Source organism: Candidatus Tisiphia endosymbiont of Parasteatoda lunata (assembly GCF_964030955.1).
Classification (GTDB): Bacteria; Pseudomonadota; Alphaproteobacteria; order Rickettsiales; family Rickettsiaceae; genus Tisiphia.
In genome coordinates, this window is sequence record NZ_OZ035003.1 from 2,359,827 (window position 1) to 2,377,079 (window position 17,253).

Consider the following 17,253-nt stretch of genomic DNA (forward strand, 5'->3'; position numbering starts at 1 on the left):
GTCATATATGATATTTTAATATACATGAAGAGCTTGCTCTTATGTATATTAAAATATCATATATTCAAGTTATAGTGAATTGAAATATTAGAACAAGGACTGAAGTCTTTCCCAGCTGAAGCTGGGGGTTTTAACCAAAAAGGTGACTATAAATTGGTCTGGTCTAGAAGAATGGTTATCAAAAAATGTTTCTATTAAGAGATTTGGTAGAAATAGAAAATGTCATAGAGTGATGCTTGGTGTAACGATGCTACAAGCAATGTATAATTTTTCAGATTCATTAGCAGAGGAAGAACTAAAAGAAAACATGTATTGGCAATATTTCTGTGGGTGGGAATATATAGAAACAGATATAGCGATGTCGGAAACTAGCATAAGAAGATTTCGTAATTTATTAGGTGAATCTGGATATAACGAGATATTAGCAGAGTTGATAAGAGTTGGAATAAGAACTAACACAATTAAAAAAAAAGATTTGGAATTGATAATTGCTGATACAACGGTACAAATTAAGAATATCAAGCACCCACATGATGTTTATTTAATGGATAAAGCTAGGCTTAGTATTGTGAAGCTTTGCCAAAGTTTGGGTATAAGTTTAAACGAAACCTACGCTAGAACCTATAAGCGAGATATAATAAAGCTCTGGAAGTATAAAGAGCATAGCAAAGCCAAGAAGCGTTGGAAAATAATGAAGCATTTAAAAACGTTACTTGGTCGTTTGGTTAGAATATGTGAGCGTGAGATAAAAAATCAGAAATTAAACTTATCTATCAGAGATCAAGAAGTATTGAAAAAAGTAAAACAAATACATAGCCAATCTGTTTTAAAAAGAGAAGAGAAAAAGCAATACAAAGAACAGAATAAAATATTGTATAGTTTTCATGCCCCTGAGGTAGAGTGTATAGGGAAGGGAAAACGAAACAAGCCATATGAGTTTGGCAATAAAGTTGCGGTAGTAGTCAGTGGTCGTAGAAATTTTGTACTGTCAGCAAAATCGTTTCATAATAATCCTTATGATGGTCATACATTGCAGCAGAGTTTTGAAGCGGTAGAAAATGTAACTGGAATAAAGATAAAAAAATCGTTTGTTGATCTTGGTTATACTGGCAGCAATGTTAAAGAGAAGAGTAAGGTATATACCCCAAAAACTCGGAAAAAGTTATTGAAAGAAGACAAGTGTATGATCAGGAGACGCAGTGCTATAGAACCAATAATAGGGCATTTGAAACAATATGGCAGGATGGGCAGAAACTTCTTGAAGGGTGTGATAGGAGATGTGATCAATCCAATAATCTCTGCTATAGGTTTGAATTTACGATGTATTGCCAATCATTTACACATCATGCCTAACTCTACATAAAAAAATTATCATTAAAAAACTTGCTAAACGATTAAAAAAAATCGTTAACAATAAGCTCATGTAAAAATTTTACTAAAACAGAAATTTTTCAATAAAATTGAAAACAATTTTTAATTTTAGTGCAAATATTAGAATTTTTTTGTAAAAATTTTATAGTCACCTTTTTGGTTAAAACCCCCAGCTTCAGCTGGGAAAGACTTCAGTCCTGGTTCTAATATTTCAATTCACTATAACTTGAATATATGATATTTTAATATACATAAGAGCAAGCTCTTATGTATATTAAAATATCATATATGACAGATTATAACAAGACTAGCCACACTGTATTTTACCATCGCTTTCATGTTGTTTGGATCACTAAATATCGCTACAAAAGTATTGCAGGGTAACTTATAAGAATTAGGATCAGAGAGACAGCACAGGCATTAGTAATATCTCTTTAGAGTAATAGCGACTTCCAGTCTAGATATCAACCCACCAGCTTCAGCTGGTTGTTATTGAGTCAATCATAGATTATGGGGGGCTTTAAATATTTTTGGCGGACGGACTAAATATCGTACTAGTGTTATTGATGAAATGGGTGAATGTTTAATAACAAGAGTAAATGATGAGAGAATGCTGATTGCAAGCCATATAAAACCTTGGGCAGTTTGCGAAAATAACAGAGAGCGTATTGATAAATACAATGGATTACTTTTAACACCAACTTATGATAGGTTATTTGACCAAGGGTTTATAACTTTTTCAAATGAAGGTAAAATTTTTGTTTCACCTTATTTATCACCGTTGAATACAAAAAGATTGGGGTTGATTCCAAATAGGCAATATGATTTATCGTTGCATGCAAGACGTTCGGATTATTTAGGCGGAGTGTTAGGGAACGTGCGATGAAGTGCCACTTTCATTTTAGACAGGAAATCTCTTGATAACATTGTCATATTCTTTCTGGGCATCACCTATAGATAATTTAGAATATATCTCTAAAGATTGACGACTTTCATGTCCTGAATATGGCTGAATTAAAGCATCTTCTACCCCTTGCTTCTTTAACCAAGTGAATAAGAAATGTCTTAATTTATGTGGTGAAATTGATTCTACAATGCCAGCTTCCTTAGTGTACCCAGCTAAGATTTTTCTAATACCTCTATCTGTGTATGCCTTGTTCCATGATGATTCAAATAAATATTTTGCCCCTATTTTTTCCATTGTGTCTATATGTAATGCTAGTATTTCCTTAAAGTTATTAGGAAACGGAACTATTCTGTCTTTTATTTAGAATATCACAGACAATGTATTTTTAAAAAAGGTTAATGAATAGATAGTTAACCACTCTGCACTGCAAGTGCAGAGCTTAATATTACGGCATGAATGCCTCATGTATGTACTAACTTAAAAGTTAGAAACTATTTGTGTATGGTTCATTTAAAAAGTGTCACAACACAAAAAGAATATATCTGTGAAGTGTAAGATTTTGTTAAAAAAATATCGAGTCAATCATTTAATTTGTGTAAGTTCATTTTTTATTTTCCAATAAATCATATTTAAAATCTCCACAAAGTATTTCAAATTGATTTAAAGCTAAAGACCAATCTTTAATAGGCATGGTCCATTTTTTGGCTGCATTTTGTAGGGATAAAAATATTATTTTTTGAATTGACTTATCATCTGGAAACACCCCCTTATTTTTGATAATTTTTCTAATTTGACGATTTACAGATTCTATAGTGTTAGTAGTATAAATTACCTTTCTGATCTCTTCAGGAAAGGCAAAAAACGGTATTATCCCAGACCAATTACGTTGCCAAATATCAGAAATTACCGGATATTTTTTATCCCATTTTACACCAAATTGCTGAAGTTTTAAACGTGCCATTTCGTCATTATTAGCTGTATAAATTTGTTTTAGATCTGATGTGACCTCTTTTAAATCTTTATATGACACATACTTTACTGAATTGCGAACCATATGTACAATACATAATTGTACTATAGTACTCGGGAATACACTGCTTATAGCTTCTGGAAAGCCCTTTAAACCATCCACACAAGCAACATAAATTTGTTCAATTCCTCGATTCTTTAACTCAGTAACTACTTGCATCCAAAATTTAGCACCTTCATTTTTGCCTATCCAAATGCCAAGTAACTCCTTTTTCCCTTCTATATTTACAGCAAGTGCTAAATATACTGCTTTATTTATTACTATGTGATTGTCTCTAGATTTTACATAGATACAGTCCAAGTATAATATTGGATACACCCTATCTAAACAACGATTTTGCCACCTAGTTACTTCTTCTATCACCCCATCTGTTATGGTGGATATCAAGTCACCAGATACATCAGTTTGATATATTTCTTCTAAATGCCCTCGGATCTCGCTGACTGTCATACCGCGACCATAAAGGGATATCACTTTCTCATCAAATCCATTAAATCTCCTCAGCCCTTTTGGTATTAATTGAGGATTATACTCTCCTTCCCGATCTCTTGGTACTTCTACTGTCAGCTTACGACCATCCCCATCAATTACTGTCTTCTCATAGCTACCATTACGACGATTATTATCTACTTTTGGCATCTTGCTATGTTTTGAATATCCTAATTCATGATCCAACTCACTTGCTAATATTTTCTCAACTATTTGCTTCTTTAGCTGTTGAAATAAACCATCTCGACCAAATAACTCCGATGGATCTGCTTTTGATAATAATTCTTCTACTAGCTGATTACTGATGTCTAATGTATCTTTATCTGTATCTGATTTTTTAGCCATAATTCCTCCTTGCTTGCTTAAGTTACTTTTTTTACAGTAATCTCTTACTGCTTTCTTTGCAACTTACACAAACTATAGGACAGACTCAAAATATCTTATCTTTTCTTGATAAGATATTTAAAATTTATGTTGAAACGACGCACTGCAAGTGCGGGGTTTTTCTCCCAAAGTGGGACAATAAATACCTGTTTCCTCACCAAACAACAAATGAATCAACATATTTAGCGGTATGAATAATCGTGCCATTAATTCAACAAATCTATTATAACTCAAGGCTTTGGGAAAATCATCCTTATGCATGCACTCTATATAACTTTTATAGAAAAATTTAAAATTCTTAGCATAGGATGTATGAAACATAATTATTATTGTTAACATTTCACTTAGACTCATGCTACAACAGCGATTTCTTTGCTTATTTGATGGTAATAACTTTCTCTGTTCATACTCCAAATAAATTTTACAAAAATCATCTATAAAACTATATAATTCTGTGATATCTTTTCTCATGCCTGTAGTTTGTTTTTTTGTTTAAAAATATAAATACTGCAGGCACTCCTTTTTGACAATCCTTTTATCTATTACTATTTCATCTATATCTTATCCCGAACTGACGTAACATATGATTTAACTGCAGTCCACATAGCCCATATATTCCAACTAGAAATGTGACTTATAACCATGGGGCTTTCTACTAATTCTGTATTAGAGCTCTTTCGAAACTCTACTTCTGCTGGTGATTTGTACGTTGATGCGGTACTCGAATCCGTAACGGAATTAGAGTACGCTGCGGTTCGAGGTGAAGCGTCTCCTTCAAATCCCTCAGCATAAGCGAGTTTCGAAAGAGGTCTATTATTAGCTTCTAAAGACTCAATCTCAGATTTAGTGCTATCAATCACTGTAGTAGCTTCCGTACTATTTATATAAGATGCTTCTGTAGCTACATCACAACCTCTATCATTTGCTGATATATCAGATTGATTACTATCAACAGTATGTTGTTCATTTAAAACTGTTACCTCTGTATTATCAAGATAATCGCTTGCTATATTAATAGAGCTAGTTTTTTCTTGTTGATCATTACAATCTTGAAACTCAGTTAGGGATTCTTGCATAGGGCTAGATTGCTGTTCTACATTATGTTGTTCTACCGCTTCTACATCACAACTTAATTGATCAGTAGCTATGTCTATTTGAAACTCTCTTGTTTCAGGATAAGTTATTGTTATATTTTTTAGCTCCTCAACATCAGTAATAGACTCTATCTTTTCTTCTTCTATCGTTTCTTCATAATTTTCTACTACATGAAATATCTCAGTAGGCACAGGTTGCTGTTCTATATCATAATCTAGTTGATTTATTGGCTCATCAATATCTGTAATATAGTCTTCATCTTGAGACTCTATTGCTTCAAGGAAAGTTATTGATATATCACTTGACTCATCATTAATATCTATAGAATCCGTATTTTCTTCTTTAATATAAATCCCTTTTTCCTTATTATATGATTCAGTTATTCCTTTAGATATCTTTTCTAACTTTTTAGTAGAAGTATCGACCCATTTACTATACTTCCTAGTAAGATTTGCAGTAAGTTGTACTACAATTTTATCTTTATTGTTCTCTAAATATGTATCATTAAAATCAGCTAATACTGGCAATAATTTAGCTATCAGCTTTTTACTTTGTGTTGTTTTGGTTATTTTTAACTTCTGAATTGATAATAATATTATTTCCATAGAGGTAACAATACTATTCACAGAATCAGCAAATTTATGAATATTCTTTGAAGTGAACTTCTCCTGATCAAAATAACCCCACTCTCCACCCTTTTTGCCTTGGTTTATTTCTACTGCAAAATGCTTAAGTCCGGTTCTATTAATGACTGTCTTAAAAGATGGAGACACACCATAACCATTTTTTAACATATAAGTTTGCACTTTATCAGGGATTGTTATATATTTCGTAACTTCCGAAGCAATATCTTTTGTACTAAATCTAGCCTCTTCATTCGAGTCTCTTAAAACTATCATACTAACAAGATCATCTTGTAAACGTCCAGTAACAATATCTGCGATTCCTTCATTAGTTGATAATTTTTTAATTACATCTGCTCTATATTGCTCAATTTCCTCTTTAAACTTATTAATTTTTTTTTGCACCCTCTGATGTTGTCTCTATTTCATCAAGTCTTTTCTTTATATCTTTTATCGTCATAAATAGACTTAGTGCACCTTTCTGCTCATTATATAATAATGAGTGACACATTATCTGAAAAATATCCTTTGTTATATCAACTTCACCTTGATTGCCAGCTACTGTGCTAAAAAACTCTTTACGTAAATATTTCTCAAAAACATGCAGACTATTTTCCCTCAGCTTACTAATAATATCATCCACTTGTTGTGGCGTTTTAGATACACCTAATTCGCTTGAAGATTCTGTGTTATCTACTTCCTTTGTTAAAGGAAAAGCTTCCTGAACAAGTGTAACTGTATTTACTGTTAAAATATCTTGGGACATGTTCTTATATTTTTCTATAAAATTAAAAAAACTTACCTCCGTATCAAACGGATATTACGATTGCGACGGATTATAACATACTTATTCAAACAATGCAAGATAAAAATATATCTTCTGCTTCTCAGGGCAGTTTCAAAGCCACAATCAAGAGTTGGCATATGTAGTAGTATTAACTATTAAGGATGTCATCACCCCCTGCGAAAGTAGCTTACTATAGGCTATTTTTTTAGATTCCTCACCGAAGCAGGAATGACATACTAGTGATCCACTCAGGCAAAGCCTTCACGGGAATGACATTGAATAAGAACGGAAGCAAATTTTGACGACAAAATTACCATAACTCTTCTATTAATGCTATGGTATTAGCCCTTAGATCTAGGTCATAATCTATGGTATTATTTATTATTCGTTTGATATTTGCAAATTTTGTTATCAAATAATCAGGGGAATTAGAACGCAATTGATTAAATATTTTATTCTCTAATTCATTGAATTCAATATTAATATTGAGAGACTTTTTAGCAATTCTATTAACTAGATATAGCATGCTACAAGCAAAATCTCCCCATAATTCCTTGTTTTTACTGGTAAATTCTTCGATAAGATCTAACTTCACTTTAGGATTTGCATAGTTAGCAATGTACGTCGTAAATTTAACATATATATCGCTTCCCACTAAGCGATTTTGTGATTTTATGTTAATTTTAGCACATCTAGATCTTATAGTACTTATTATTCCGGCAGCCCTTGAGGTAATCAAGAAAATAAAACTATCCTTTGGCGTATCTTCTAAAAGTTTAAGACAGGAATTTGCTGCATTGAGATTCATTAAATCTGCTTGATAAATAACAGCTACTCTATATTTAGATATTGATGATGTTCTATAAAAAAATTGCTGTAAATCTCTAATTTGGTCAATAGATATGTCTTTGACACTGCTCGTCACAGAATTATCCCTAGCTACTAAACGATAATCTGGATGATTTGTTAATTGAATTTTATCTACAATCAAACTGCTTTTTATAAATATAAGCAAATCTTCTAAAACTTTTGCGGGATCATCAACATCAATCAACCAACTATTATAAAGCCTAGCCTGTTTGAATCTACATTCAAGATATTCTTTGATCATTCTGCTAATGGTATAATAAAAAATAGGTTTCTAGGCTTTGCCAACATGGGTCAGAAACCACAGCTGCCGAAAGTTAGAAGAGGAAGCGGTTTTAGAAGTCATAATGGCAGTTTAAAAGTTACAGAAAAATAACCAAGGTCATTGCGAGGAGGTATAAGCCGACGAAGCAATCCATTTTTGGTTACTTTTATGGATCGCTTCGTCGACCTACGGTCTTCTCGCAATGACGTTGACCATATACAACTTTTAAACTGCCCTGCCTAAAACCCACTCTACCTTTCGAACTTTCAACAGTTGTGGAGCAGAAATGCCAACGTAAGTAATGATACTTGTATGGCAAAAGCGATGGCAATCCCTACGTAGGCAGGGATGACACTAGCTTTGTTGTATTGAACTCAGGTTACTTAAACTTGCACCCTTGGTAAAAACTATAATATTTTACAGAAGCAGGTTCTAAGTAAAATACGAACTTACGAATTATTACAAGCTTCCTTCATTTTCTTACCGGCTCTAAAGACTGGTTGTTTATAGGCAGCAATATGCATTTTCTCACCAGTTTTTGGATTACGACCTTCACGTGCAGCTCTACTTTGTATATGGAAAGAACCAAACCCCACTAGGTTAACGTCCTCACCACGACTAAGTGCTTTAAGTACACTGTCTACAACCCAAGTAAGGGCCTTTTCTGCATCACTTTTTGAATGACCTGCTTCAGCCATTAATGCTACTAATTCTCCTTTATTCATATGCTCAACTCTCCAAATAAATTGTTAACATTTCAGACATTAATGTATTTAGTATACTCAAATGATTTAGAGAATTGGATTTGAAAATGAAGAACAAGCGGTGCGTACATAAGATACGTTGTTACGTTCGTCCTTGATATTAAAAAAACAATTCTTCAAAGCAGAAGAATATATACTAACATACCAGCAAGATTTGTTATATCTCGTTGGGTAGATTATAGCAAACACTAAATTGACTGCAACTGAGACTTCTTTAGAACTTTTGAATATATTATTTTATAATCTAATTTCAATAAAATTGTATTTATCAGGAGTTTCGCAGTTAGCAAAATTGCGAATCAGCTAAAAGGCATCTAATGTTGTTCTGAATTGATGTTTTTATAACTTCCCAAGTTTGTTGATATAAAGTAATTTTTTCATTTATCCTCCTTTTGTTCATATCGAGCCAAGCAAATACAGCAAGGCAAATATGATTTCTCTGAGCTCGACCCGTGCGTGCCTGACAGCGTTCAATACCACAAGTTTGTTTTAATTCTCGATGATAAACTTCTATAGACCACCGTGCCTTAACAATTTTCTCTATTTGTTCACGTGTTGGATTTTCTAAGTTAGTTGTTATGTAATCAATGCGACCATTTTTTGCCACAAACTTAAATACCGTAACCCAACCGTATCCACGTAGGTGAATTTTTAGTCCCTCATCAGGAATCTCTAAACTTTCTAAGCTAACATTAACCTCAGTTTGATGTAAGAGGAAGGTTGAGATTGTTTAATTTTCCAAAAGCTACAGAAATTTTATTAGGCTTAAAAACATAGGCAAGCAGTCCAGCTAATACGTTAGTTTGAAAATTCATAACAGATCTGTGCCTTGTATGGTCTATATGACAAAGGTTTTTTAGTTGATCGTTAATGGTTTCAATAATATACCTTTTATTTAAAAACCGCTTTTTAATAGGATCTATTATTTTTTCTTTCATATTACTTTTAATTTTTGTTATTAGTTCTAAACCTTGATTAGCAAGGGATTGAGTGAGTTTTTTACTGATATACCCACGATCACCAAAAAGCCAGCCTTGTAATTTATCTACTAAATTTTCCACCACTGCTCTATCATCAACATTTCCTGGAGTTAAAGAAAAACTCATAATCTCTCCGCAACTGTTAATGACAATATGTAGCTTACAACCAAAGAACCACCCAGTGGAAGTCTTACCTCTTTTTGCTATGTCTTTGAATACTTTATGTCTATTAATTCTTAAATTATGGCAAGCAGGAAGTTTAGTAGAGTCGATATAATATTGACCAGTTTGTTTTCCTGATAGGCTTTTTAGCAGTAACACCATGGGCATGAAGCTCATTGGCATTAACTGAATAAAACGACTATAGCTCACAAGTTTTGGAAATTCCTTTCTATAACTTTGACATAGGCAGCATAAATAAAAATCTTTAAAGGTACGGTAGTGACTCAAGTGAAACAGAAACTGGACTGATTTTTCAAGACAAATTTTTCACTAATTTTGTTTCCCATTTTACATAATTTTTAAGCTGCATTTTGTAAGTAATCAAGATACACGTTCATCGGTTTTTTATAACCAATACTTGAATGGAATCTTTGATTGTTATATTTATCCATGTATTTATCAATACCATCTTTAAGTTCTGCGATATTTTTAAAATCATTTATAAATATACAATTATATTTTAAAGTTCTAAAAAATCTTTCAATCACAATATTATCAATGCTTCTACCCTTACCGTTCATTGAGATTTGTATATTATTCTCTTTTAGAATTCCCGTATGCTCATGTCCAGTATATTGACTACCCTGATCACTATTGAATATTTGTGGTGCAGGGTATTTATTCAGTGCATCTTTTAATACATCGGTTACAAGTGATGCATCCATAGAATTAGATACTTTATAACTTAGTATTGCCTTACTATGCCAATCTATAATCGCCACAAGATACATAAATCCTCCGTTAGGAGTCTGTCCTATAGTTTGTGTAAGTTGCAAAGAAAGCAGTAAGAGATTACTGTAAAAAAAGTAACTTAAGCAAGCAAGGAGGAATTATGGCTAAAAAATTAGATACAGATAAAGATACATTAGACATCAGTAATCAGCTAGTAGAAGAATTATTATCAAAAGCAGATCCATCGGAGTTATTTGGTCGAGATGGTTTATTTCAACAGCTAAAGAAGCAAATAGTTGAGAAAATATTAGCAAGTGAGTTGGATCATGAATTAGGATATTCAAAACATAGCAAGATGCCAAAAGTAGATAATAATCGTATAATGGACTGAAAAAATTAGACAAAGAAGCAGGTATTTTTGTTTCTCAATAAGTATAGAATAGTTAACCACTCTGCACTGCAAGTGCAGAGCTTAATATTACGGCATGAATGCCTCATGTATGTACTAACTTAAAAGTTAGAAACTATTTGTGTATGGCTCATTTAGAAAGTGTCACAACACAAAAAGAATATATCTGTGAAGTGTAAGATTTTGTTAAAAAATATCTTATCTTATCTTATCTTTTCTTGATAAGATATTTAAAATTTATGTTGAAACGACGCACTGCAAGTGCGGGGTTTTTCTCCCAAAGTGGGACAATAAATAAAATTAAAGAGAAACAAATGGGTAAAAAACAAATTAAAAATTTTAGTGCAGAAGCAAAAACTAAAATAGTATTAGAGATGTTAAAAGAAGAATCAACAATAGGTCAGTTATCGGTCAAATATGAAGTAACGGCTAAAACTATGCAAAACTGGAAACGACAATTTTTAGATAATGCGTCATTGGCATTTGAGCCAGCAAAAGCTGTTAGTGAGTACAAAGGGCAGATTAGTGAACTTAAGAATCAAAACGATGAACTTGCAAAAGCATTAGGTAAGGCTACAGTCGAGAGGGACTGGGCGGTGGGAAAGCTAAACAGCTTGGACTTATCAAATAAGAAAAGTCTTGTCGACCCCAAGCTGAGTACGTTAGCAAAGACAAGGCAATGTGAACTATTAAAGATAAGCAGATCTGGAGTATATTATAAAGCTAAAGTAATGAGCTTATATAATCTTGATATTTTAAATAGAATAGATGAAATATATACGGATAACCCTGAGTATGGTTATCGTTATATATACAAACAATTATTGGAAGACGGCTTTAATGTGGGCAGAGATAGGGTGCTTAAATATATGGGAATAATGGGTATAGAAGCTATTCATCCTCATAAAAAGCAATCTACTTCTGTGAAGGATGGTCAACATAAAATTTATAGCTATTTGCTTGAGCCGTACTGGCACAAATCAGGAACGAATAGAACTATTCATGTACCTTATGTTAATCAAGTGTGGAGTGGTGACATTACTTATATTAGAACTAACGGAGGATTTATGTATCTTGTGGCGATTATAGATTGGCATAGTAAGGCAATACTAAGTTATAAAGTATCTAATTCTATGGATGCATCACTTGTAACCGATGTATTAAAAGATGCACTGAATAAATACCCTGCACCACAAATATTCAATAGTGATCAGGGTAGTCAATATACTGGACATGAGCATACGGGAATTCTAAAAGAGAATAATATACAAATCTCAATGAACGGTAAGGGTAGAAGCATTGATAATATTGTGATTGAAAGATTTTTTAGAACTTTAAAATATAATTGTATATTTATAAATGATTTTAAAAATATCGCAGAACTTAAAGATGGTATTGATAAATACATGGATAAATATAACAATCAAAGATTCCATTCAAGTATTGGTTATAAAAAACCGATGAACGTGTATCTTGATTACTTACAAAATGCAGCTTAAAAATTATGTAAAATGGGAAACAAAATTAGTGAAAAATTTGTCTTGAAAAATCAGTCCAGTTTCATATTTATTTTGCTCCGTATCAAAATGCTTGCAAAAATCATCAATTAAGCAGAAAATCTCCGTAAGAGGGATCATAATATATTCTCCAATTTTGTTGTTATTATTCGAGAACTTTATAATCCCTCCCTTCTTACTTTTCAAATATTCTTTCTCCTAACACACTAGTTTAAAAGAAGGTTTTATTTTTACCATAGCTCACCACCAACAGTTTGTTTATGTTATTACATAATGCTTAGCATTTTGTTTGGTGCTTACGTCAAACTCAGGTTAACATTATGATTAACTTTTCTATTTTTTCTTAGGTTACTAACCCATGTCCAACCTAAATTACGTATATGTTTCAAATTCTCCAAACCGCTATACCACGCATCCATTACTACTGCATCAGGATTGATCCCTCTTTCCTTAGCTAAAGTAAGCATATCACAAAAATGCTCATTCTTTGTTTTTCCATCAGTTTCTTTATCATATATTCTATAATCTACAGGGGTAGATTGATCAGTTTTAGCATTGTAATGCAGTAAGTTGATCATCCCTATACCAGGTATAACATCATGTACAGCTCCAGAATATTGATAATGTACAAGCTCAATTTTCTTACTGTATTGCTTTGACAATAACGTGTCATCTCCCACTAATAAACAAGAAGCTTCCCTATCAATATATTTTGACACTTCTCTGTAGATCCCGCTAGGGCGGAAATCCTTACTATTTAACCATCGACTTGCACTATCATGAGATAGGTTTATTGGACTTACTTCAGATAATGCTTTACCACTATATCTTACGCTACTTGCTTGTAAAAATGATTTATATAAGTCTTTGCTACATTTTGATCTTGCCATGCTTAACTAAAACTCTTTCTTGCTAGATTAACATATTTTTTGCTAAGTGCGAAACTCCTGTTTATTTTACATCAAATTAGTTTCTTATCCTGTAGTTAGGAGGATAGTATATTATTTTTGCTTAAATGAAATAATTAGTTGAAAATCATAATAGTTTATATATTATAGCTTTCTTATTTAATATATAAAAAGGGAACTTTTATGATCACTAGACTATTCTACATATTATGTATTTCAATTTTTAATTTAAATACTAGTGCTAATCCAGCTCCATTGGGTTTTGAATTAAATAAAGCAAGTATAGCAGATGTAGAGCGAGTATATCAGATTACTAAAAAAGAGAGGAATCATTGGGATGGATATAATTATTATGTTAATGTTAGAGAGGTCAAATTAGAGGGACTGACTGAATTATTAGTAATATGTAATGATGATAATATTATCCAAGCAATCATCTTAACGATAAATAACGATAAATTTACAGAGTTTTATGAGTTACTTGCAGAAAAATACAAACTCACCCATAGCCAAAACCCTAATTTACGTCAGTTCGGGATAAGATATAGATGAAATAGTAATAGATAAAAGGATTGTCAAAAAGGAGTGCCTGCAGTATTTATATTTTTAAACAAAAAAACAAACTACAGGCATGAAAAAAGATATCACAGAATTATATAGTTTTATAGATGATTTTTGTAAAATTTATTTGGAGTATGAACAGAGAAAGTGATTACCATCAAATAAGCAAAGAAATCGCTGTTGTAGTATGAGTCTAAGTGAAATGTTAACAATAATAATTATGTTTCATACCAATTGCAATAATTAACACGGTGTATTTATCCAGTCTCTATACATAATTGATTTTACTAAATCTACATTATGAGCAAGTTGATTCCAAGCGTAACAAGCCATAGTGACGATATCTTCATATACACCATAACATTGGTTAGACAAGTAATGATTCTTGATCCATTCCCAAACTTGTTCCATTGCATTAAGTTCCGGTGCATAGGGCGGAAGCGGTATCAAAGTGATATTGCTTGGCACAGTTAGTTTTTTGGCTGTGTGCCAACCTGCATTATCCGTTAGTAAAGCTATATGTCGGTTGCCTTGAATACTGCGAGAAAGGTCTTCTAAGAATTTATTCATTGCCTGTGTGTTTGCATATGGTAAAATTAATGCAAAAGCTTCTCCTGTATCATGGCAAGCAGCTCCATAAATATATGTTGAAATGAATTGCTGTTGCCGAACTTTACGGGGTCTAGTGCCACGCTTAGCCCATATACGAGTTAAGCTACCTTGTTGCCCAACTCGAGTTTCATCTTGAGACCATATATCAACTTTACATCTATCGATATTTTTTGGTAATAATTCTGTTAACATATCTGAAAAGTTTTTTTATATGTATTTTGAGTCTCTTGATTTGACTTTGGATGCATTGAACAAGAAGTAATCCAGCTAAAACCAAGGCGGTGCATAGTATTGTAGACTGTTTTTAAAGCACATTTAGCACCATATTCCTCAAGTAACATGATATGTAACTCCTTTCCAGTTATATACCCACCAGTTTTAACCTCAGTTTGATGCAAGATGAAGGTTGAGATTGTTTAATTTTCCAAAAGCTACAGAAATTTTATTAGGTTTGAAAACATAGGCAAGTAGCCCAGCTAATACATTAGTTTGAAAATTCATAACAGATCTATGCCTTGTATGGTCTATATGAAAAAGGTTTTTCAATTGATCATTAATGGTTTCAATAATGTGCCTTTTATTTAAAAACTGCTTTTTAATAGGATCTATTATTCTTTCTTTCATATTACTTTTAATTTTTGTTATTAGTTCTAAACCTTGATTAGCAAGGGATTGAGTGAGTTTTTTACTGATATACCCACGATCACCAAAAAGCCAGCCTTGTAATTTATCTACTAAATTTTCCACCACTGCTCTATCATCGACATTTCCAGGAGTTAAAGAAAAACTCATAATCTCTCCGCAACTGTTAATGACAATATGTAGCTTACAGCCAAAGAACCACCCAGTGGAAGTCTTACCTCTTTTTGCTATGTCTTTGAATACTTTATGTCTATTAATTCTTAAATTATGGCAAGCAGGAAGTTTAGTAGAGTCGATATAATATTGACCAGTTTGTTTTCCTGTTAGGCTTTTTAGCATTAACACCATGGGCATGAAGCTCATTGGCATTAACTGAACAAAACGACTATAGCTCACAAGTTTTGGAAATTCCTTTCTATAACTTTGGCATAGGCAGCATAAATAAAAATCTTTAAAGGTACGGTAGTGACTCAAGTGAAACATTACTATAATAGTAATAATCTCTGAGAGTCCTATACTGCAGCCCACTTTACGCTTACGGTTAGGATTTGGTAATATATATTTATTGTCCCACTTTGGGAGAAAAACCCCGCACTTGCAGTGCGTCGTTTCAACATAAATTTTAAATATCTTATCAAGAAAAGATAAGATAAGATAAGATATTTTTTTAACAAAATCTTACACTTCACAGATATATTCTTTTTGTGTTGTGACACTTTTTAAATGAACCATACACAAATAGTTTCTAACTTTTAAGTTAGTACATACATGAGGCATTCATGCCGTAATATTAAGCTCTGCACTTGCAGTGCAGAGTGGTTAACTTCGCTCCGTATCAAAATGCTTGCAAAAATCATCAATTAAGCAGAAAATCTCCGTAAGAGGGATCATAATATATTCTCCAATTTTGTCATTATTATTAGAGAACTTTATAATCCCTCCCTTCTTAATTTTCAAATGTTCTTTCTTACGTCAAACTCAGGTAGTTTTACTTTCACTGAGCGTATTGATTTTATCAAAAAGAGCAGACTCTTGTATAGTGTTAATCTTCCTAGGGGCACCGCTTCTTTGTGATTCAAATAATCCTTCAAAACCATGATTCCTAAATCTTCTGAGCCATGATTGCACAGTTTTCCAGTGTGACTTCACTATTTCAGATATGGCTTTAAAAGATTTGCCTAATTGAAGGTGATACATCGCCAATAAACGTATACGATTTCGACCATGCGGCTCATGTTTCATCATTTTTATAAAATCATGACCTTCAAAACCTTGCGGTAATATTAACCTAGCTATTTGATTACCTTTTATCAGTTAAAAAACCATTTTATAACACTGCGTTAATTATTGCAATTGGTATCATACATCCTATGCTAAGAATTTTAAATTTTTCTATAAAAGTTATATAGAGTGCATGCATAAGGATGATTTTCCCAAAGCCTTGAGTTATAATAGATTTGTTGAATTAATGGCACGATTATTCATACCGCTAAATATGTTGATTCATTTGTTGTTTGGTGAGGAAACAGGTATTTATTTTATTGACTCTACAACGATTAAAGCTTGTCACAATAAAAGGCGTTATAGCAATAAAGTTTTTAAAGGATTAGCCAAATATAGTAAATCCTCTATGGGGTATTTTTATGGTTTTAAATTACATGTAATAATCAATAATAAAGGGGAGTTTATGGCATTAAAAGTGACCAAAGGCAATGTAGATGATAGGGTTCCAGTACCGGAGTTAACAAAAAGATTAACTGGAATTATAGCAGCTGATAAAGGTTATATTAAGCAAAATTTGTTCTTAAATTTATATGAAAGAGGCTTAAAAATGATTCATGGAATTAAGAAGAATATGGAAAATAAATTAATGGATTTGAAAGAAAAAATCTTACTTCGAAAGCGTAACTTAATTGAAACAGTTTTTGATTATCTAAAAACTCAATAACAACCAGCTGAAGCTGGTGGGTTGATATCTAGACTGGAAGTCGCTATTACTCTAAAGAGATATTACTAATGCCTGTGCTATCTCTCTGATCCTAATTCTTATAAGTTACCCTGCAATACTTTTGTAGCGATATTTAGTGATCCAAACAACATGAAAGCGATGGTAAAATACAGTGTGGCTAGTCTTGTTATAATCTGTCA

General features: G+C 32.3%; 21 protein-coding genes and 2 pseudogenes. 6 read left to right on the top strand and 17 right to left on the bottom strand.

Annotated elements, in window-relative coordinates; all coding sequences use genetic code 11:
- Positions 1–142: 142 nt before the first annotated feature.
- Together AAHN00_RS14585 and AAHN00_RS14590 are read left to right on the top strand one after the other, a co-directional pair.
- Positions 143–1,363, top strand: coding sequence for an IS5 family transposase (locus AAHN00_RS14585; protein ID WP_342271699.1), 1,221 nt, complete (start codon positions 143–145; stop codon positions 1,361–1,363).
- Positions 1,364–1,942: 579 nt separating this feature from the next.
- Positions 1,943–2,257 carry an HNH endonuclease signature motif containing protein gene (locus AAHN00_RS14590; protein ID WP_342271700.1) on the top strand — a complete coding sequence of 105 codons (315 nt, stop codon included), beginning with the start codon at positions 1,943–1,945 and terminating at the stop codon, positions 2,255–2,257.
- A gap of 15 nt (positions 2,258–2,272) precedes the next feature.
- Here the strand turns inward: AAHN00_RS14590 and AAHN00_RS14595 are convergent, their stop codons facing one another.
- The 10 genes and pseudogenes from AAHN00_RS14595 to AAHN00_RS14640 all read right to left on the bottom strand — a co-directional run.
- A complete protein-coding gene (locus AAHN00_RS14595) occupies positions 2,273–2,638 on the bottom strand; it encodes a tyrosine-type recombinase/integrase (RefSeq protein WP_342272699.1) in 366 nt (121 codons plus the stop codon).
- A 241-nt stretch (positions 2,639–2,879) separates the two neighbouring features.
- On the bottom strand, positions 2,880–4,142 hold the full coding sequence (locus tag AAHN00_RS14600; protein ID WP_342271701.1) for an IS256 family transposase: 1,263 nt from the start codon (positions 4,140–4,142) through the stop codon (positions 2,880–2,882).
- Between the two features lie 117 nt (positions 4,143–4,259).
- Positions 4,260–4,652, bottom strand: coding sequence for a transposase (locus AAHN00_RS14605; protein ID WP_342271663.1), 393 nt, complete (start codon positions 4,650–4,652; stop codon positions 4,260–4,262).
- 83 nt (positions 4,653–4,735) lie between these two features.
- On the bottom strand, positions 4,736–6,304 hold the full coding sequence (locus AAHN00_RS14610; RefSeq protein WP_342271702.1) for a palindromic element RPE1 domain-containing protein: 1,569 nt from the start codon (positions 6,302–6,304) through the stop codon (positions 4,736–4,738).
- A complete protein-coding gene (locus tag AAHN00_RS14615) occupies positions 6,288–6,665 on the bottom strand; it encodes a hypothetical protein (RefSeq protein ID WP_342271703.1) in 378 nt (125 codons plus the stop codon). Before AAHN00_RS14615 ends, AAHN00_RS14610 begins: the two co-directional genes overlap by 17 nt.
- A gap of 331 nt (positions 6,666–6,996) precedes the next feature.
- Positions 6,997–7,797, bottom strand: a complete 801-nt coding sequence (locus AAHN00_RS14620) for a DNA polymerase III subunit delta' (protein WP_342271704.1) — start codon at positions 7,795–7,797, stop codon at positions 6,997–6,999.
- Between the two features lie 470 nt (positions 7,798–8,267).
- A complete protein-coding gene (locus AAHN00_RS14625) occupies positions 8,268–8,543 on the bottom strand; it encodes an HU family DNA-binding protein (protein WP_341752038.1) in 276 nt (91 codons plus the stop codon).
- A gap of 322 nt (positions 8,544–8,865) precedes the next feature.
- Complete coding sequence (locus AAHN00_RS14630; RefSeq protein ID WP_342272700.1) at positions 8,866–9,309, bottom strand: transposase; 444 nt, start codon at positions 9,307–9,309, stop codon at positions 8,866–8,868.
- Positions 9,281–10,048, bottom strand: a complete 768-nt coding sequence (locus AAHN00_RS14635; protein ID WP_342272701.1) for an IS982 family transposase — start codon at positions 10,046–10,048, stop codon at positions 9,281–9,283. Before AAHN00_RS14635 ends, AAHN00_RS14630 begins: the two co-directional genes overlap by 29 nt.
- Positions 10,049–10,083: 35 nt before the next feature.
- Positions 10,084–10,524: pseudogene (locus AAHN00_RS14640) on the bottom strand (transposase); the annotation flags it as partial.
- A gap of 92 nt (positions 10,525–10,616) precedes the next feature.
- Between AAHN00_RS14640 and AAHN00_RS14645 the strand changes: the two are divergent.
- Together AAHN00_RS14645 and AAHN00_RS14650 are read left to right on the top strand one after the other, a co-directional pair.
- Positions 10,617–10,847 carry a transposase gene (locus AAHN00_RS14645; protein WP_342271705.1) on the top strand — a complete coding sequence of 77 codons (231 nt, stop codon included), beginning with the start codon at positions 10,617–10,619 and terminating at the stop codon, positions 10,845–10,847.
- 332 nt (positions 10,848–11,179) lie between these two features.
- The gene (locus AAHN00_RS14650) at positions 11,180–12,364 is read left to right on the top strand and encodes an IS3 family transposase (protein ID WP_342270912.1); all 1,185 of its coding nucleotides are present in this window, start codon (positions 11,180–11,182) and stop codon (positions 12,362–12,364) included.
- 3 nt (positions 12,365–12,367) lie between these two features.
- Here the strand turns inward: AAHN00_RS14650 and AAHN00_RS14655 are convergent, their stop codons facing one another.
- Positions 12,368–12,502: a hypothetical protein gene (locus tag AAHN00_RS14655; RefSeq protein ID WP_342271706.1), complete on the bottom strand. Its 135-nt coding sequence runs from the start codon at positions 12,500–12,502 to the stop codon at positions 12,368–12,370.
- Between the two features lie 176 nt (positions 12,503–12,678).
- Positions 12,679–13,272: a transposase gene (locus tag AAHN00_RS14660; RefSeq protein ID WP_342271707.1), complete on the bottom strand. Its 594-nt coding sequence runs from the start codon at positions 13,270–13,272 to the stop codon at positions 12,679–12,681.
- A 273-nt stretch (positions 13,273–13,545) separates the two neighbouring features.
- On the opposite strand from AAHN00_RS14660, the gene AAHN00_RS14665 reads away from it, so the two are divergent.
- Entirely contained in the window at positions 13,546–13,842 is a 297-nt protein-coding gene (locus tag AAHN00_RS14665; RefSeq protein ID WP_342271708.1) for a hypothetical protein, read from the top strand.
- A gap of 252 nt (positions 13,843–14,094) precedes the next feature.
- On the opposite strand, the gene AAHN00_RS14670 is transcribed toward AAHN00_RS14665, so the two are convergent.
- The 5 genes from AAHN00_RS14670 to AAHN00_RS14690 all read right to left on the bottom strand — a co-directional run bounded on the left by AAHN00_RS14670 (position 14,095) and on the right by AAHN00_RS14690 (position 16,350).
- Positions 14,095–14,655: an IS630 family transposase gene (locus AAHN00_RS14670; protein ID WP_342270961.1), complete on the bottom strand. Its 561-nt coding sequence runs from the start codon at positions 14,653–14,655 to the stop codon at positions 14,095–14,097.
- The gene (locus AAHN00_RS14675) at positions 14,649–14,861 is read right to left on the bottom strand and encodes a winged helix-turn-helix domain-containing protein (RefSeq protein ID WP_342271709.1); all 213 of its coding nucleotides are present in this window, start codon (positions 14,859–14,861) and stop codon (positions 14,649–14,651) included. The genes AAHN00_RS14670 and AAHN00_RS14675 overlap by 7 nt, the downstream gene beginning before the upstream one ends.
- Positions 14,848–15,633, bottom strand: coding sequence for an IS982 family transposase (locus AAHN00_RS14680; RefSeq protein ID WP_342271710.1), 786 nt, complete (start codon positions 15,631–15,633; stop codon positions 14,848–14,850). The genes AAHN00_RS14675 and AAHN00_RS14680 overlap by 14 nt, the downstream gene beginning before the upstream one ends.
- Positions 15,618–15,821 (bottom strand): hypothetical protein, encoded by a 204-nt coding sequence (locus AAHN00_RS14685; protein ID WP_342271711.1) that lies wholly within the window; start codon positions 15,819–15,821, stop codon positions 15,618–15,620. Before AAHN00_RS14685 ends, AAHN00_RS14680 begins: the two co-directional genes overlap by 16 nt.
- A 262-nt stretch (positions 15,822–16,083) precedes the next feature.
- Positions 16,084–16,350, bottom strand: coding sequence for a helix-turn-helix domain-containing protein (locus AAHN00_RS14690; protein WP_342271712.1), 267 nt, complete (start codon positions 16,348–16,350; stop codon positions 16,084–16,086).
- 118 nt (positions 16,351–16,468) lie between these two features.
- Here AAHN00_RS14690 and AAHN00_RS14695 point away from each other — a divergent pair.
- Positions 16,469–17,053 (top strand): annotated as a pseudogene (locus AAHN00_RS14695) (IS982 family transposase); the annotation flags it as partial.
- Positions 17,054–17,253: the final 200 nt, after the last annotated feature.

Excerpts from the sequence above, each read along its gene's own strand:
- AAHN00_RS14625 (WP_341752038.1), bottom strand. The coding sequence starts at position 8,543 with ATGAATAAAGGAGAATTAGTAGCATTAATGGCTGAAGCAGGTCATTCA.
- AAHN00_RS14655 (WP_342271706.1), bottom strand. The coding sequence starts at position 12,502 with ATGATCCCTCTTACGGAGATTTTCTGCTTAATTGATGATTTTTGCAAG.
- AAHN00_RS14690 (WP_342271712.1), bottom strand. The coding sequence starts at position 16,350 with ATGATGAAACATGAGCCGCATGGTCGAAATCGTATACGTTTATTGGCG.
- AAHN00_RS14670 (WP_342270961.1), bottom strand. The coding sequence starts at position 14,655 with ATGTTAACAGAATTATTACCAAAAAATATCGATAGATGTAAAGTTGAT.
- AAHN00_RS14590 (WP_342271700.1), top strand. The coding sequence starts at position 1,943 with ATGGGTGAATGTTTAATAACAAGAGTAAATGATGAGAGAATGCTGATT.
- AAHN00_RS14600 (WP_342271701.1), bottom strand. The coding sequence starts at position 4,142 with ATGGCTAAAAAATCAGATACAGATAAAGATACATTAGACATCAGTAAT.
- AAHN00_RS14620 (WP_342271704.1), bottom strand. The coding sequence starts at position 7,797 with ATGATCAAAGAATATCTTGAATGTAGATTCAAACAGGCTAGGCTTTAT.
- AAHN00_RS14605 (WP_342271663.1), bottom strand. The coding sequence starts at position 4,652 with ATGAGAAAAGATATCACAGAATTATATAGTTTTATAGATGATTTTTGT.
- AAHN00_RS14645 (WP_342271705.1), top strand. The coding sequence starts at position 10,617 with ATGGCTAAAAAATTAGATACAGATAAAGATACATTAGACATCAGTAAT.
- AAHN00_RS14650 (WP_342270912.1), top strand. The coding sequence starts at position 11,180 with ATGGGTAAAAAACAAATTAAAAATTTTAGTGCAGAAGCAAAAACTAAA.
- AAHN00_RS14660 (WP_342271707.1), bottom strand. The coding sequence starts at position 13,272 with ATGGCAAGATCAAAATGTAGCAAAGACTTATATAAATCATTTTTACAA.
- AAHN00_RS14615 (WP_342271703.1), bottom strand. The coding sequence starts at position 6,665 with ATGTCCCAAGATATTTTAACAGTAAATACAGTTACACTTGTTCAGGAA.